At 43.5% G+C, this 561-nt stretch carries 1 protein-coding gene; it reads left to right on the plus strand.

Annotated features, from left to right (window positions below; translation table 11 throughout):
* A partial coding sequence (locus CKO50_RS24190; protein WP_176474742.1) for a hypothetical protein occupies positions 1-561 on the plus strand: 561 nt, incomplete at both ends.

Below are 561 nucleotides of genomic sequence, written 5' to 3' on the forward strand. Positions count from 1 at the left end.
TTCCGTATTTTGGGCCACCTTGCAACTGGCGATGTGGAAGCTATGCGGGCAGAGTTACAGCAAATTATGTCAACTGCCTCAGAGTCCATTAATGGCATCGTTGAAGCGTTTGAAACATTAGTTATTATTGCAGAAGATGAAGAAGCGCGTACTTTACTGGCAAACTTTCCAGCACGTTACTTTAATGCTCATTCCAGTGTTGAACGCACCAGAATGGCAGGTCGCTTGTCGTTTGAAATACTGCTTGCCCTTGCCACCTTTGGTAGTGGTGCAGTGGTTTCTGCTATTGCTAAATCCAATTACTTTGTTAAAGCAACCCGCGCATTGGAAAAGCTCACTCAAGCCACCAAGTTAAAACGCTTAAATTACACTCGCTCGGGTACAACTGAAAAAGTACAACTAGACCGGCTCCCAAAGGTCGAAACCGACATTGACGACGTTAAAAGAATTGAGTCTGTCGCACCCGTCTCAGTTGCATTAAAAGTTAACCCTAGGACGCATGTTCAAATATTATTGGATGACTTTTTAAGTGATGCCCCAGAGCATGTAAAGAATAATTAC

Source organism: Pseudoalteromonas sp. HM-SA03, from assembly GCF_002289345.1.
In the GTDB taxonomy this organism is placed as follows: Bacteria; Pseudomonadota; Gammaproteobacteria; order Enterobacterales; family Alteromonadaceae; genus Pseudoalteromonas.